Source organism: Phenylobacterium sp. SCN 70-31, from assembly GCF_001724605.1.
GTDB lineage: Bacteria > Pseudomonadota > Alphaproteobacteria > Caulobacterales > Caulobacteraceae > Phenylobacterium.
Genome location: NZ_MEEX01000013.1, coordinates 1 through 13,737 on the forward strand (window position 1 = coordinate 1; position 13,737 = coordinate 13,737).

Genomic DNA, 13,737 nt, shown 5'->3' on the forward strand with positions numbered 1-13,737 from the left:
GCATGCAGGGGCGCCGCTTCGCGGCCTTGGGGTACCGGGCGCCTTCCGTGTCTTCCGTGGTTTCCGTGGACCGAATTGGGGTGGTGGCGCGCCGGCGCGGTCAGCTGGAGTTGGCCCAGGGGGTGCGGGGGCGGCCCTGGTCGTCCAGGGGCCAGGCCCCGCGGTCGGACGGGGGATCGGGTTCGGGGCGGAAGACCTCTCGGGCTTCGCCTTCGATGATGTCGTCGTCCGCGGGATCGTCGCCCTCGTCCTCGTCGCCGAGGTCCATGAGGGTGCGGGCGCGGTGGATGAGGGTGTCCAGGTCCTTGGTGAGGAAGTCGGGTCGTTCGGTCCAGTCTCAGGCCTCGGCGTGGAAGCGTTCGGCCAGGTCTTCGCGCTCGGCGGGATCGCAGCCGGCGTCTTCGGCGGCTTCGCGGACGGCCTCGGCCAGGATGTCGAAGCGGCCGGCGCGGGCCAGACGGTCGGGGTCGGGACGGGACTCGGCCCGTTCGGCGCGCTGGCGTCTCAGGCGGTCCTTCAGGGCCAGGGTCTGGCGCAGGGAGCGGGCGAGGCCGCGATAGGCGCGGGAGAATTCGGGGATGTCCTTGGCCTCTGCGGCCATCAGCGCGCCGTGGGCCTTCTCCGCGGCGGAGAGGTCCAGCGCGGCCAGCCGGTCGAGCGTGGCCAGAGCCAGCGTGTCGATGTCGGGTCCCTCGGACATGAGGGACATTCAACCACCCCGCTACGTCAGAAGCGGACGTAGGGCAGCGGCGTCACGGCGATTTTCTGCTTCCGCTCCCTTTTCCGCTCGTCCTGGCCGGGCGGCGCGGTGCGGCGAGGCGCGGGGCGCACCCGTCCACCACCCGTGCTTCTGGCTCGCCGGGACAAGCCCGGCGATGACGAAGGGGTGGGGGATGACGGGTGGAGGGGCCGGGGTGTGGATCACGCCGCAGCGGCGTGGGGCGGGGGCGGGGCCTGGATCGGGGAGACCACGTCTCCACGATAGCGGTGCAGGAGGGTGCGCAGTTCGGCCAGGGCCTCGTCCATGCGTGCGGTCGCCAGGGCGGTCATCAGGGCGGTCACTGGGGGGGCGATCGCGGTGTCCGCTTCCGGATCGAGGGGATCGACCGCATCGTCGGGAACCCACAGGCGGATGGACCGGCGTGCGCCGGGGGGCTGGATTTCCTCGGCGGGCGCCCACAGCTTGATGGGATGGAATTCACCGACGACGCCTTCGTGCTGTCCGCCCGTGCGCACGGCGAGAACGGCGCCATCGTCGATCTGCTGACGGCCGGGCACGGCCGCTGGGCCGCCCATGTCGCCGGCGGCGGTTCCCGGCGCATCCGCCCGCTGCTCCAGCCCGGCGCCCGGGTGCTGGCGCGCTACCGCGCCCGCGTCGCCGAGCAACTCGGCTCGGCCAGCCTCGAGGCGGCGGGCGCGGGGCCGGCGGCGCTGTTCGACGATCCCCTGGCCCTGGCCGGCGTCGCCGCCGCGGCGGCCGTCGTGGCGGGCGCCTTGCCCGAGCGCGAGCCGCATCCCGGCGCCTTCCTGGCCTTCGAGGCGCTGAGCGAGGCGTTCGCCCACCCCGAGATCTGGCCGGCGGTGTTCGTGCGGTTCGAGGCGGGGCTGCTGGCCGACCTGGGGTTCGGGCTGGACCTCACGCGCTGCGCGGCCACCGGCGCGGTCGACGACCTGATCTACGTCAGTCCCAGGACCGGCCGGGCCGTCAGCCGCGGCGCGGGCGAGCCTTACAAGGACCGGATGCTGCCGCTGCCCGGCTTCCTGCTCGCGTCCCAGGCCCGGCTCCAGCCGGGTGATCTGGCGGCGGGCCTCGGCCTGACGGGCCATTTCCTCCAGGCGTTCATCTTCGGCCCGCTGAACCGTCCGCTGCCACCGGCGCGAGTCTGGATGATCGAGCGGCTCCGTGACGCCGGCCGTCTTTAGGAGACCGGGGACCGCCCAGGCCGTCAGCGCCGCCGGGATCGCCAGCGCCAGCGGGGTGGCCGCCGCCGCCAGGCCGCAGGCGATGGCCGGGCCGTCCAGGGGCGCGCCCGCCAGCACCGCCAGCAGGATCGCGGTGGCCGCCGCGGTGCTGAGCGCCAGCGCGGCGCGCAGGGCGTGCTCGGGCGACCAGGGCCGGGGCTCGGGCTCGTCGGGCCGCCGTTCCAGCGAGCGCAGCGCCAGGGCCAGCGGCGGCGCCAGCAGGACCGCGGCCCAGAGGCCGGCGTCGCGCGCCAGGCCCGCGCCTGTGGCCGCCGCGGCCACGGCGCCGAGCGCGGTCGGGCCGGCCGCCGCCAGGGCGAACCAGGCCTTCACGTTCAGGCGTCGGGGCGTGCGGTACATGACGGTCACGCTTGCCGGCGGCGTTTAACGCGCGGTTGCGACGCCAGGCGTTCGCCGAGGGGCGCGTGCGGCCTTTTGACCCTGTACGCATCCGGGCGTAGACGCGGGCCGTGACGTGCGCCGCAACCCCGAACCCGTGAGCCCAGACCGACCGACCGACGGGATGATCGAGGCCGTCGCGCGCGGCCTGATCGACCGCACCCTGCCCAAGGCGGACTGGACCCACGCGGCCCATTTCGCCGCCGCCCTCTGGCTGTTGCGCCACGACGACGCGTACGGCCGCATGCCCGGCCTGATCCGCGCCTACAACGCCGCGACGGGGACGCCGAACACCGACGCCGGGGGCTATCACGAGACCATTACGCTGGCCTCGCTGCGGGCGGCGCGGGCGTGTCTTGCGGCGCGCACGGAGGCGGAGCCGGATGTGTCGCTTGCGGATTGCCTGAACGCGCTGCTCGCCGGACCGTGCGGGCGCAGCGACTGGCTGCTGGCCTACTGGAGCCGGGAGCTGCTGTTCAGCCCGGCGGCGCGGCGGGCGTGGGTCGAGCCCGACATCCAGCCGCTGCCGTACTGAATCCCTTCGGGCGCGGGCGGATCCTCGCCGTTCATCCAGGCCTCGTCGAACGGGGCCGGCTGGACATGCAGGGTCACCGGCGGCCGGGGGCGGCCGGCGGCGGCGGTCGCGCGGAAGCTCTGGAGATGCTGGGGCAGGGCGCGCATCACGGGCGCCGCGGCGAGGGGGGTGACGGGGATCAGCGGACGCGGTCGCGGCGCGGGGAGCGGCGTGATCCGGGTCGTGGTCTCGGGCAGGATGTCCGGGGCGATCTCGGGTGCGATGTCGGGTTGGCGGCGCCGTTCGATCTCGGCCCATTCGCGCTTCCAGTCGCGGCCGACGGCCACCGCCGCCGGCGGCGCCAGCCGCTCGTCCAGGGGCTTGAGCACCCGCCGCCACAGGTCGTTCGCCACCGCCACGGCCAGCGGGCCGGCGGCCATCGCCAGCCCCACCGCGACCGACTCGCCGGTGAAGGGCGCGCCCGCGGCCACCACGAACAGCAGGCCGCAGGCCTGGCCCGTGGTGAGGCAGAAGGCGCGGGCCAGATCCTGGTCGCGCTGCTGGGCGGGCGTGAGGTCGAAGCGCCGGCTCTCCAGCGAGCGCAGCGCCAGCACGATGGCCGGCGCCAGCAGCAGCGCCGCCCAGAAGCCGGCCGCCTGAGAGGCGCCCGCCCGGGTGGTCGCCGCGCCCACGGCCAGCAGCGCCATCGGCGCCGCCACGGCCAGGGCGAACCAGGCGCCGACGTTCACCTTCGGCGCCGCCACCAGCGCGAACGCCAGGCCGCGGCCGCGGGCGCTTCCGCTGTCGGGCTTGCGGCGTTTGCGGAGTCTGGGCGGGGTGGGAAGGATGGGCCTGGTCCTTCTGGACGTGCGGGCTGGACGTGCGGGTTCGCCCCGAAACTGGCCTGTCCAGGCTTAATCGGCCTTTAAGGCACGCGGGTTTTCCGGCGGCGGATGCATCGGAGACCCTGCGGCGTGGCGTCGCGCGTCGCGCCGAATCCCGCGGTGCGCTAGTAGAGGGCCATGCCTCTCGACGTTCCGCCGCCCGAAGACAACGACTCCGTCCCGCCCGGAAGTGGCGGGGGCGGCGACCGCATCATCGACGAGCCGATCGCCGAGGCGCTGAGCCGGCGCTACCTGGCCTATGCGCTGAGCGTGATCACCGACCGGGCGCTGCCCGACGTGCGCGACGGGCTGAAGCCGGTGCAGCGCCGGGTGCTGTACGCCATGCGCGAGATGCGGCTGAACCCCGACGCGGCGGCCCGCAAGTGCGCCAAGGTGGTGGGCGAGGTGATGGGCGGCTATCACCCGCACGGCGACCAGTCGATCTACGACACCCTGGTCCGCATGGCCCAGCAGTTCGCCCAGCGGTATCCGCAGGTGGACGGCCAGGGCAACTTCGGCAACATCGATGGCGATAACGCCGCGGCCATGCGCTACACCGAGGCCAAGCTGACGGTGGCCGCCACGCTGCTTCTCGACGGGATCGAGGAGAACGCGGTCGACTTCAAGCCCACCTACGACGGCTCGGACGACGAGCCGGTGGTGCTGCCGGCCGGCTTCCCCAACCTGCTGGCCAACGGCTCGACCGGGATCGCGGTGGGCATGGCCACCTCGATCCCGCCGCACAACGCCGGCGAGCTGATCGACGCCTGCCTGCTGCTGCTGGACCGGCCCGATGCCTCGACCGAGGCGCTGATGGCCCACGTCCAGGGGCCGGACTTCCCCACCGGCGGCGTGATCGTCGAGCCGCGCGGCAGCCTGATCAACACCTACGAGACCGGCCGCGGCGGCGTGCGCGTGCGGGCGCGCTGGACGAAGGAGGACCTGGGCAAGGGGACCTATCAGATCGTCGTCACCGAGATTCCGTATCAGGTGAAGAAGGCCGAGCTGATCGAGGGGCTGGCCGAGCTGATCGACGGCAAGAAGGCCCCGTTGCTGGGCGACGTGCGCGACGAGAGCGCCGAGGACGTGCGCATCGTCCTGGAGCCCAAGAGCCGCAACGTCGAGCCCGAGGTGCTGATGGAGAGCCTGTTCCGGCTCTCGGCGCTGGAGACGCGCTTCTCGGTGAACCTCAACGTGCTGGACGCGCGCGGCACGCCGGGGGTCATGGGCCTGAAACAGGCGCTGCTCGCCTTCCTCGACCACCGGCGCGAGGTGCTGGTGCGCCGCGCCCGCCACCGGCTGGAGAAGATCGAGGCCCGGCTGCACATCCTCGACGGGCTGATGATCGCCTACCTCAACCTGGACGAGGTGATCCGCATCGTCCGGTACGAGGACAAGCCGAAGGACAAGCTGATCGAGACGTTCGCGCTGACCGAGATCCAGGCGGACGCCATCCTCAACACCCGCCTGCGCCAGCTCGCCCGGCTGGAGGAGATGGAGATCCGGCGCGAGCACGCCGAGCTGGCCGAGGAGCGCGACGGCATCGTCGCCATGCTGGCCAGCGACAAGGCGCAGTGGAAGCTGGTGGCGACCGGCCTCAAGAACGTGAAGGCCCAGCTCGCCGACCTGAACGTGCGCCGCTCCACCTTCGCCGAGGCCCCGGCCATCGACGCCGACGCGGCCATCGAGGCGATGATCGTGCGCGAGCCGATCACCATCATCCTGTCCGAGCGCGGCTGGATCCGCGCCGCCAAGGGCCGGGTGGACGACCCCTCGGAGCTGAAGTTCAAGGAGGGCGACAAGCTCCAGTTCCTGGTCCCGGCCGAGACGACCGACAAGCTGCTGATCTTCGCCAGCGACGGCCGCTTCTTCACCCTGGGCTGCGACAAGCTGCCGGGCGCCCGCGGCCACGGCGAGCCGCTGCGCCTGATGATCGACCTGGACGACAAGGTGGGGCTGATCGACGTCTTCCCCCACAAGCCGGGCATGAAGCGCGTGCTGGCCAGCAAGCAGGGCTACGGCTTCATCCTGCCGGAGGAGGAGGCCATCGCCTTCCGCCGCGCGGGCAAGCAGGTGCTGAACGCCGGCGACCCGGCGAAGAAGGGCGAGGGCGCCGCCGTCTGCCTGCCCCTCAACCCGCCGGGCAGCGCGCACGCCGACCACCTGGCGGTGATGGGCGACAACGGCAAGCTGCTGGTCTTCCCCGTGGACGAACTGCCCGAGATGCCCCGGGGCAAGGGCGTGAAGCTCCAGAGCTACCGCGAAGGCGGCCTCAAGGACGCCGCCGCCTTCAACGCCGTGGACGGCATGACCACCGTGGACGCCTCGGGCCGCACCCGGACCTGGCCGGAGTGGCGGGAGTGGCTGGGGCGGAGGGCCGGGGCGGGGAAGCTGGCGCCGAAGGGGTTCCCGCAGAGCAAGCGGTTCAGGCCGAGGTAGGGGCGAACGAACACAGCGAGAGTGACGCTATTGCGCTTCGATGAGCGATGCGCGAACCCCCATCTTCTCAACCACGGCAGCAATTCTATCAATTGTCGGGCCAAGGGCGGTGGATAGTGGCACATCGTTGGAGCCAATATCGTATGAGATAGGTGTGAGGCCTTTGAAGTCAGACGGGAGTTTCACTTCCTCTCGGCGCGGGGTCAGAAGCAACGTGCGGTTTCGTCCAAGCCTCGCCATGAAGAATCCCAGCTCGAATACGACGTTGTCTCGAGGCGTGGTTGAGAGCCGATCTCGCGATAGGATGATGTCGTCGGGTTCAGCTAGGGCGATACCAAAATCTGAATGCGCAACGCTGGCTTCGAGTGCCTCGATTGGATAACCGCTTGGAGGGAAGATTTCCTCATCACTCCAGATGTCAACATTAGCTGCGAACTCAAGACCGACGCGAATTGCCTTCGCAATTTTTAGAGATTCAGCGGAGCATATCACGAATATTCGTGACTTCATGTTGCTGCGGTTGATGAGACTATTTCGTTGATCAACTCTCCCTGCGAGGTCTGTTGCCAAGTATTTCCAAACCTCTGGGTGCTTCGTTGCGACTTCCGAAAATCTCTGATATCCGACCTTCCACGCGACTACAGGCTCGCTGGCCTCTAAGGTTGCCGAGCGTCTGACGGTCGCGTTCACAGCGGACATCTCGCCCACCGTGCCGCCAGCGACCCTTGGATACGGGAGACGCACGCCATTGATGATCAGGTCCGCGCGTCCTGCGAGCAGAAAGAAGACGTCCCGATCCGACTCGCCTTGAACGATGATGTTTCGACCGGGGGAAAACTCCAGGAGTTCGCCCTGTTCAGCGAACGCCAACGCGACGGCCGGGTCGCCCAGCACCAACTTTTGATGCCTGAGCGCGTCGACTAAGTCGCGGTGATCCTCAAAACGACTCTTGAGCGTCACTTCTGCCTCCTCATCAGGCCGCATGGGTCGTGGGAACTAGCGAAGCCGAGTTTGCCGGCGTCGTTGCGCTCATGAGGGGGCATTGATCGAGCGTCCCGCAGCAGCGACGCCCTGCAGCCGCCTTCCAGAAAGCGTCTTCAGCGCGCTGCCAAGCCTGCAGTTGATCGACAAGTTCCGCCGCGCGAAGCGCATGATCGCTACATCGCCGCAATGTCAGCCCGGAGCCGCAAGGGCAGGCTTGGCGTAGCGTGGTGACCCGAACTGGTTTGCGCCAAACGGAGTAAACGCGCTTCCCGCCACAAAGCAGCGTGACGAAGTTCGGTCGAGAGGCGCACCTGACTGCTTGAAGGCGGTCGACAGCAAGAGCTCCAGCGATTTCCGGCCCGAGTGCGCGAGCACATAACTCTGAACGATGCTGATGGTGGGCCGCAGACCCATGAGCCCACTGATGCTTGTTGGGCCACCGTCGAAGCGTGGCAGCGGTGACTTGCAGCGAAAGGAATTTCCAAAGACGTGCCCACCACTCGGCCGCGCTGCTGGCGTCTTCGACTCGCAAGGCATCTACATCGGGGAAGTCCATGCAGAAGGCCCCGCCAGCGTTGATGTGGCGGTTTGGACAGAACGTTGGAAGGTGTCTTGGTGTCTGCTCGCGAACGCTCGGCTCCCGAGTGCTGGCGTCGATGGTCAACTCGTACGCAATGACCTTGCCGCTGGGCCTTTGAAGCCGCACGACGGCCAACAAGTGGTCGTTCGTGCGGCCCAAGATCGACGCGTCATGTGCCTCTGCGGTCGCTGCTAAGAGTGCGGCCGCGCTTGGTTCATTTGGCATAAGGCTTTACCGCAGACTCAGCGGCCCTCGCCACGGCGGGCGCAGTAGGCGTGAACGCCGCCTTGCGGGCGGCTTTCGCCGTCTGATCGCCCGCGTCCGCCAACGTCTCCACCGCTGCGTCGTAATCAAGATCCGCCACGATCCGCTCGTCCCCAAACAGATCGCGTACCGCGTCGGTGGCGGCGTCGTAGGCAACCGCTCCAATGGCAGTGTCGTTGGCGCCGCATCGCAGTTGTTCGACCTCAGAAGCGCGCACACCGCGGCTCACAGCACAGCGGACGCGGTCCCCGTGCAGGCCGAGCCGCGTGATCGCTAGGGGCCCGTACTCGAAGCCGATCTGCAGACCGAGACCTTCCGTATCGATGTCCTTGTCGGACAGCTTCTCGACGGCCAACGCGAAGCTGCTCCGCATCGCCCCTGCGCAAAGCGTGCCGCTGCTTACAGTCGCTTGATCGTACGTGGTGAAGGCGGTGCCTTCGCATAGGACGGCGTGAATGCAGTCTCCAACAAAGCGGAACTTCAAGCCGGCGAACTCCGACGTAGCAACGCGATCAAGCTCTGCTCGGATGACGTGCAGCACCCTGACAACGTCCTCTGCATTGTCCTCGATGTTGCGGCGGACGAAGGCTGTGAAGCCATCAAGGTCGCCGTACAGCGACAGCGCATCTTGACGCCGTGAATTGCCTGGCGTCAGCGCGCTGACATCGAGGTCGCGGAATGGCGGCGTGTGCGCCGAGAAGGCGAACGATCCGATTGGGTTCTTCGCGAGATCGTCGCGCCACTCCTTCGTGATCTCGGACTTTGTGACGGGGAGGTCGGCGGCCTCCTCCGATGTAGCGATCTCGTCCGCCGTTAGGGCGACGTCTCTCGGGATGTTCACCTCATCAAGGCCGATAGCTTTGCGGGCGTTGTTAGTCAGGAAAATCCCACCGCGCTGGCCTGCCGCCAGCTTTGCGGCGAGGTTAGCGGGATCGCCGAGGAAAAGGGGTTCCCGATATCCGCTTCGCCCATTGTTCACCGCGAGCGCTTCGCCGGAATCGATGCCGACGCGAACCTTGGCGTTGGGAATTTGCTCATCGTCGTCGCCCGTCTCCGCGAGGACGTCGATAACAAGTTTGGCGATGGCAACGGCCCGGTGAACGCGATCTGCTTCTGACGCTTCCCCGTATGGCTTGGTGACTATGCCGTGTAGGCGCTGGTTATGAAAATCGACACGCTTTGCGCCGGCCCTTGAAAATGTTCGAGCGACGGCGCGATAGTGCTGATTTAGGAAGCGGAGGGTGCGCTTGTGGCAAGTCTCTCCCTCCTTCTGCGTTACTGCAAGCATGTCGTCGAGATTGAGAATGTCGACATACACATGCGCGGCGTTCACGCGGTACGCCTTATTTGTAGGAATATTCTCGAGTGAGAGGTCGCGTTTGTAGTCGGCGACTTCGACCTTTTCGACGTCCTTGAGCTTCGCGTCGATATGTTTCGCGGCTCGGTCGCTGTTCCAAGTATGCGTCATGGGGCAACTCCAGGTTGGAAATTGCCCGGCGGTGAGGTGTTCGTTGCAACTTGTTGTGCGGGATACTCGCGCACAGTAAGGATCACCCCACCGGCTCGGGCGAGTCGGTGAATACGGGGGGCGGCCGCTCGGCACCGGGAAGTATCGAAGCGGTCGTCCCTTCCGCAGCGAACTTCGCTGCGACGCTCACTACGGCCACGCTAGAGCTTGGTCGACGCGAGGCTGAAAGACCTTGCGATTTGGCTGTTCGGAACAGGTCAACTGTCGCGGCCCCAGCCCCGGGGAACCCGGTATCGGCTGATTTGCGATTCGAGCCAACGAAAAATTAACCCGCCCTCAGGCTATGCCGATTCGTAGTCGCATGGCCACTACCTTGTCAACATATAGTGGTCCAGGTCGCACGCAGCGCGATATGCTGAGTCCCGCCAGCTATCTTCGTCATACTTCCAAGGCTATCGAGTTCGCGATATGTTCGCAAGCGTGTTGCCCTTTCTCACCCCACCCACGCCCCGCCGTTCGCGTGGATGACCTGCCCCTGCACGAACCGCCCCCCATCCCCCAGCAGGAAGTCCACCACGGCGGCGTAGTCGGCGCCTTCGGTGAGGCGGCCGGAGGGGTTGGCTCGGGCGCCGCGGTCCAGGGCGCGTTCGGCGGCGGCGTCGCTGCCGGCCATCCTGGCGACCGAGGTGGTGGCGACCAGGCCCGGGGCGACGGCGTTGATGCGGACGCCGAGGGGGGCGAGTTCGGGGACGAGGTAGCGGATCAGGCTCTCGGCCAGGGCCTTGCCGCAGCCCAGGGCGGCGTAGTTGGGCAGGGCCTGGCGCGCGCCGGCGCTGGTGATGAAGACGACGCCGGAGCCCCGCGTCAGCCAGGGCCGGGCGGCCTGGACCAGATAGAGCAGCGACAGGCCGTTGGTGCGGATCGCGGCCTCGAAGGCGCCCAGGTCGGCGTCGAGCAGGGCGGTCGGATAGATCGCCGCGGCGCTGTGGACGATGTGGAGCGGACCGCCCAGTTCGCCCGCCTCGCGCACCAGGCGGGCGCAGTCGTCGGGCCGGCCCACGTCGGCGCGCACGGCGCGGGCCCGCGGCCCCAGCCGGGCGACGGCGGCCTCGGCGGCCTCTGCGTCGGCATGCCAGCCCAGGACCAGCGGCTCGCCGTCGTGCTGGCCCTGGGCCGCCAGGTGTTCGGCGATGGCCAGGCCGATGCCCTTGGTCCCGCCGGTGATCAGAATGGTCATGCCCGTCGCCCCCGTCCCGTCCCGTTTTCGCGGAGCCTAACAGATGCGGCGGGCGAGAGGATCGCGCCTGGGCCGGGGCCGATACGTAAGGCGGCCCGCGACGAGGTAGTATGTTCGTCCTATTCAGCCGAGCCGGCCCCGGTGCTAGCCCTGGGGTCCCTTCGGGGAGGGGGACCCTGCTCAGCAGGGCGTCGGCGTCGGCCATTTCCGCGCATGGCCGATGTCGCCGCCGCCTTCGGGCGGTCCCCGTCCGGACAGCCGCCGCCGCCCGGCGGGACGCGTCCCCTGGGCTAGCCGGCCGGCCGCGCCAGCGCCTGGATCAGCCCGACCTTCGAGTGGACGTCGAGCTTGAGGTAGACCGAGGCGAGCTGGTTGCGGACGGTCGAGGGACTGACCCCCGCCCGCCGCGCGATCTCGCCCTGGGTGAGGCCGGCGGCGTAGAGCCGGGCCACGCGCGTCTCGGCCGGCGTCAGGCCCAGCGCCCCGGCGCCCGAGGCCGCCGCCAGCAGGCGCATGGCGCCTTGGGGTCTGGCGGTGAGGGGTCTGGCGGTGAAGTCCCAGCGGCCCAGGGTCAGCGATCCGTTCGACTCCGCGAGCAGCGGCGCCAGCACACGGGGGAGGACGGGGCCGCTCCAGCCGGACGCCACCTCGGTCAGCGCCCGGTGGAACTCGGCGCCGGCGGCGTGCAGCAGGCCCTGGGCGTCGGCCAGGGCGTAACTCTCGGGCTCGAAGAAGCCCGCGTCGCCGCCGCCGGCCAGGGCGCGATAGTGGTGGGCGATCTGGGCCTGGCGCCAGGCGGTCATCAGGTGGGGCGACAGGGCCTCGAGCGTCGCCCGGTCGTCCTCGCTGAACGGCCGGTCGATGTCGCTGCGGAACAGGGTGATCAGTTCGCCCAGGTCGGTCAGCGCGTCTCGCTCGACGATGCCCAGGGCGTGCTCGATGCCGGCGGGCCGCGAGTATTCGCGGTAGAGGGCCGTCTGGCGATAGGCGTCGGGCGCCATCACGTCCTCGTTGCGCATCGCGCGGCCCGGCTGGGCGACCATGGCGGCGCGGGCGATGTCGTGCGCCTGCCAGCGCTCGGCGTAGACGATCGTCTCCGACACCGGAAAGTCCAGCAGGCTGACCGTGTGCAGGTGGTTGGTGGAATGGATTCCCGAGCCCCAGACCCCGGCGTCGAACGGTATGGCGCGCCGCAGCAGCGACAGGGCGGCGGTGCGGAACGCCTCGAACGGCTGGCCGAACACCCCGCCGTACAGTTCGACGAGGACGGCTTCGGCGCGGCCGGGGGGGAGGTACGCTCACGCGGTCCATGACTGGGGCTACCTAAAGCCGAAGCGCGGCCGTCGAACAGTCCTCAAACGCGGGCGGATGGTATGTTCGTCCTATTCTGCGCGCCCGCCTCCCGCCTTAACCTTTTTTCGAACCGGCCCGTGTCGCCGGCAGGTCCAGGCGTGGGGTGAGTCATGAAATCCAAGGTCCTTGCCTCCGCCGTGGCGGCGGCCTCGCTCGCGGCCGGGGCGGCCCTGGTCGCGGCGCCCGCCCAGGCGGCGGTCATCTACGCCTTCGAGAGCGGGATCTTCGCGTTCGACTACGTCAGCCCCGGCTATGTGACGGGACCGCTGTTCGTGGATCTGCCGGGCAATGCGAGCTGTGTCGCCTTTGGCGTGACCTGCGAAGCCCAGTTCTATCCGTCCGAGGTTGCGAGCTCCGCCTCGGACACGCTCTCGTTCAGGCACGTGTATCCCAGCGGCTTGAGCATCAAGGCGTTCTTCTACTTCCCCACCGGGGCGTTCTCGACGCCCGGGGCCTATGAGGACGTTCTCACCGAAGCCGGAGAGGTCATCGTCCGGGCTACGCTGACGGTCAGCGGGCAGCCCGACCCGGGGACGAACCCCGGGGCGATTCCCGAGCCGGCGACCTGGGCGCTGATGATCGGCGGCTTCGGCCTGGCCGGATCGGCGTTGCGCCGTCGCCGGGCGGTCGAGGCCGTCTGACCGGCCCGCGGGGCCGGCAGCGGGGTAGGCTCAGCCCTCCAGACGGACGGGGTCCAGCGGCGTGCCGGGCGGGTAGTGGTCGCCCACGATCATCATGCCGTCGAGGGTGATGACCGCGGGGAGTTCGGCCCTCTCGTCTCCGGCGAGGGCGGCGGCGTCCAGCTTCGCGATGGCGGTGCGGCGGGTGGCGGTCTCGGCGACGCTGAGGACCACCCCGTCGGCCGTCGCCTCGATCCAGGGATCGGTCAGCGTCACCGACAGCATCCCGCCGTGGGCCTTGAACGCCACCTGGCCGCGGAAGCGCCCGACCCCCGACAGGACGCCATCGGCGCCGATGGCCAGATCGCTGTCGTCGGCTGCCTGGAAGACGAACGTCCCGTCGTCGGCCCGGCCGGCGCCGTCGGTGGTGGCGATCGTTCCGCCCGACCCTTCCACATAGGCCCGGAAGCTCTGCTTCACGCCCCAGATCAGCCTGTCGATCGCCATTCTCGTCTCGCGCGCGGAATTTACGTCCACCCATAGCGCGCCCGGCGTCCGCCCTCCAGACGGGAGACGCCCCCTTTGCGCAGCCCCGTTGCGCCAACCCGTGGCGGCGACGATCAGCCGGAGTCGCCCACGGCGGCGGCGACCAGATCCCGCCAGGTGGGATCGGTGTCGTCCACCAGATCCACGTCGTCCAGCAGGGCCACGACGCCCTCGCCGTCGGCCAGGATCAGGCCCAGAACCTCCATCACCTCGCCGCCTTCGGACGTGTGGGCTTCGGCCTGGACGGCAACAGCCGCCTGTTCGCCGTCGTCGGCCCACCAGATCACCGGCTGGGGCAGCGGCATGTCGATGGGCCTGGGGTCGACCGTGTCGCCCAGGGCGAATATGGCGCGGCGGGCCTCGACGTCCTCCAGCGCCGCGACACGGCCCGAGAAGGCGGCCAGCCGGCTCCAGTCGTCGACGTCGAAGCCGCCGCCGTCATCGTCGTCGATCGGATCGTTCATCGGAGGTCCCGGCCAAGGAAGAG

General features: G+C 69.3%; 16 protein-coding genes. 5 read left to right on the forward strand and 11 right to left on the reverse strand.

The genetic code is table 11. The features are described 5' to 3' along the window. Positions 1 to 100: 100 nt before the first annotated feature. The 3 genes from ABS78_RS11290 to ABS78_RS11300 form a co-directional block, all read right to left on the reverse strand. Positions 101 to 268 carry a hypothetical protein gene (locus ABS78_RS11290; RefSeq protein WP_293378730.1) on the reverse strand — a complete coding sequence of 56 codons (168 nt, stop codon included), beginning with the start codon at positions 266 to 268 and terminating at the stop codon, positions 101 to 103. Between the two features lie 69 nt (positions 269 to 337). Then, the gene (locus ABS78_RS11295) at positions 338 to 700 is read right to left on the reverse strand and encodes a hypothetical protein (RefSeq protein ID WP_293378733.1); all 363 of its coding nucleotides are present in this window, start codon (positions 698 to 700) and stop codon (positions 338 to 340) included. Between the two features lie 221 nt (positions 701 to 921). After that, a complete protein-coding gene (locus tag ABS78_RS11300; protein ID WP_293378736.1) occupies positions 922 to 1,236 on the reverse strand; it encodes a hypothetical protein in 315 nt (104 codons plus the stop codon). Here ABS78_RS11300 and recO point away from each other — a divergent pair. The 3 genes from recO to ABS78_RS11315 all read left to right on the forward strand — a co-directional run bounded on the left by recO (position 1,192) and on the right by ABS78_RS11315 (position 2,896). Next, positions 1,192 to 1,923 carry a DNA repair protein RecO gene (recO, locus tag ABS78_RS11305; RefSeq protein ID WP_293378739.1) on the forward strand — a complete coding sequence of 244 codons (732 nt, stop codon included), beginning with the start codon at positions 1,192 to 1,194 and terminating at the stop codon, positions 1,921 to 1,923. The genes ABS78_RS11300 and recO overlap by 45 nt on opposite strands. Continuing rightward, positions 1,904 to 2,350 (forward strand): hypothetical protein, encoded by a 447-nt coding sequence (locus ABS78_RS11310; RefSeq protein WP_293378742.1) that lies wholly within the window; start codon positions 1,904 to 1,906, stop codon positions 2,348 to 2,350. Before recO ends, ABS78_RS11310 begins: the two co-directional genes overlap by 20 nt. Positions 2,351 to 2,437: 87 nt before the next feature. Beyond that, positions 2,438 to 2,896: a hypothetical protein gene (locus ABS78_RS11315; protein ID WP_293378745.1), complete on the forward strand. Its 459-nt coding sequence runs from the start codon at positions 2,438 to 2,440 to the stop codon at positions 2,894 to 2,896. On the opposite strand, the gene ABS78_RS11320 is transcribed toward ABS78_RS11315, so the two are convergent. Beyond that, positions 2,815 to 3,639: a hypothetical protein gene (locus tag ABS78_RS11320; RefSeq protein ID WP_293378748.1), complete on the reverse strand. Its 825-nt coding sequence runs from the start codon at positions 3,637 to 3,639 to the stop codon at positions 2,815 to 2,817. The two genes, ABS78_RS11315 and ABS78_RS11320, sit on opposite strands and share 82 nt — an antisense overlap. A gap of 258 nt (positions 3,640 to 3,897) precedes the next feature. Between ABS78_RS11320 and parC the strand changes: the two genes are divergently transcribed. Further along, positions 3,898 to 6,198, forward strand: a complete 2,301-nt coding sequence (parC, locus tag ABS78_RS11325; RefSeq protein ID WP_293378751.1) for a DNA topoisomerase IV subunit A — start codon at positions 3,898 to 3,900, stop codon at positions 6,196 to 6,198. Positions 6,199 to 6,225: 27 nt separating this feature from the next. On the opposite strand, the gene ABS78_RS11330 is transcribed toward parC, so the two are convergent. The 5 genes from ABS78_RS11330 to ABS78_RS11345 form a co-directional block, all read right to left on the reverse strand. Beyond that, complete coding sequence (locus ABS78_RS11330; RefSeq protein WP_293378754.1) at positions 6,226 to 7,158, reverse strand: TIR domain-containing protein; 933 nt, start codon at positions 7,156 to 7,158, stop codon at positions 6,226 to 6,228. 13 nt (positions 7,159 to 7,171) lie between these two features. After that, entirely contained in the window at positions 7,172 to 7,987 is an 816-nt protein-coding gene (locus tag ABS78_RS23915; RefSeq protein WP_363083097.1) for an E2 domain-containing protein, read from the reverse strand. Further along, complete coding sequence (locus ABS78_RS11335; RefSeq protein WP_293378757.1) at positions 7,977 to 9,494, reverse strand: transcriptional regulator; 1,518 nt, start codon at positions 9,492 to 9,494, stop codon at positions 7,977 to 7,979. The genes ABS78_RS23915 and ABS78_RS11335 overlap by 11 nt, the downstream gene beginning before the upstream one ends. 493 nt (positions 9,495 to 9,987) lie before the next feature. Further along, positions 9,988 to 10,731, reverse strand: a complete 744-nt coding sequence (locus ABS78_RS11340) for an SDR family oxidoreductase (protein WP_293378760.1) — start codon at positions 10,729 to 10,731, stop codon at positions 9,988 to 9,990. A 290-nt stretch (positions 10,732 to 11,021) separates the two neighbouring features. Beyond that, the gene (locus ABS78_RS11345; RefSeq protein ID WP_293378763.1) at positions 11,022 to 11,975 is read right to left on the reverse strand and encodes a LuxR C-terminal-related transcriptional regulator; all 954 of its coding nucleotides are present in this window, start codon (positions 11,973 to 11,975) and stop codon (positions 11,022 to 11,024) included. Between the two features lie 219 nt (positions 11,976 to 12,194). Between ABS78_RS11345 and ABS78_RS11350 the strand changes: the two genes are divergently transcribed. Beyond that, on the forward strand, positions 12,195 to 12,725 hold the full coding sequence (locus ABS78_RS11350; protein WP_293378766.1) for a PEPxxWA-CTERM sorting domain-containing protein: 531 nt from the start codon (positions 12,195 to 12,197) through the stop codon (positions 12,723 to 12,725). A gap of 30 nt (positions 12,726 to 12,755) precedes the next feature. Here ABS78_RS11350 and ABS78_RS11355 read toward each other — a convergent pair whose 3' ends face one another. Both ABS78_RS11355 and ABS78_RS11360 read right to left on the reverse strand, forming a co-directional pair. Next, the gene (locus ABS78_RS11355; protein WP_293378769.1) at positions 12,756 to 13,211 is read right to left on the reverse strand and encodes an HtaA domain-containing protein; all 456 of its coding nucleotides are present in this window, start codon (positions 13,209 to 13,211) and stop codon (positions 12,756 to 12,758) included. A gap of 113 nt (positions 13,212 to 13,324) precedes the next feature. Then, the gene (locus tag ABS78_RS11360) at positions 13,325 to 13,714 is read right to left on the reverse strand and encodes a hypothetical protein (protein WP_293378771.1); all 390 of its coding nucleotides are present in this window, start codon (positions 13,712 to 13,714) and stop codon (positions 13,325 to 13,327) included. Between the last annotated feature and the right edge of the window lie 23 nt (positions 13,715 to 13,737).